This window comes from Curtobacterium sp. MCBA15_005, assembly GCF_001864855.1.
Taxonomy (GTDB): Bacteria; Actinomycetota; Actinomycetes; order Actinomycetales; family Microbacteriaceae; genus Curtobacterium; species Curtobacterium flaccumfaciens.
The window spans coordinates 2668-3409 of the sequence record NZ_MJGL01000052.1 but is presented as its reverse complement, the minus strand read 5'-3'; the positions used below and the strand labels follow the sequence as shown (position 1 = coordinate 3409).

1 protein-coding gene is annotated in these 742 nt (G+C 74.0%); it reads left to right on the top strand.

The window, feature by feature from the left end; genetic code table 11:
* Positions 1–570 (top strand): MmyB family transcriptional regulator (locus tag BIU89_RS13660; protein WP_441294459.1); only part of this gene is annotated, 570 nt, incomplete at its 5' end.
* Positions 571–742: the final 172 nt, after the last annotated feature.

Below are 742 nucleotides of genomic sequence, written 5' to 3'. Positions count from 1 at the left end.
GTGCAGCGGCTGCTCGACGCCATCACCGGCGCACCGGCCTGGGTGCGGAACGAGCGCGGGGACGTCGTCGCGACGAACGAGCTCGGCCGTGCCCTGTACGCACCGCTCTTCGCCGGCCCCGGACGCCCGGTGAACACCGCACGCTTCACGTTCCTCGACCCGGCCGCCCGCGACTTCTTCCCGGACTGGGCGCAGACCGCGAAGGACGCCGTGGCCGTGCTCCGGACCGCCGCGGTGTCGAACCCCTGCGAGCCGGGGCTCATCACGCTCGTCGGTGAGCTCTCCACCCGGAGCGAGGAGTTCCGCGGCTGGTGGGCCGCCCACGACGTCCGGATGCAGCGCACCGGCAAGAAGCGCATCGACCACCCGATCGTGGGGGAGCTGCGGCTGTCCTACGAGGCGCTCGACCTGGTCGCCGACCCCGGCCTGACGCTGTTCTCGTACTCGGCCGAGCCGGGCAGCGAATCCGAGCGGTCGCTCGCGCTGCTCGGCAGCTGGGCCGCGACGGAGCGGGCTGAGCAGTACGCGGCCCTGCGCGAGTCGGAGTCCGAGTCCGAGTCGGTCGACTGACCCGGCGCCCGCGGGTTCGTAGGGTGGGGACGTGACGAGGACCACGGACGGCTCAGCAGGGGACGCGGACCACCGGCAGCACCGCCGGCCCGAACCCGCGTTCGCCCGCGCAGTCGCGAAGGCCCTCGGCGACGCCCGGACCGTGCTCGACATCGGTGCCGGTGCCGGTGCC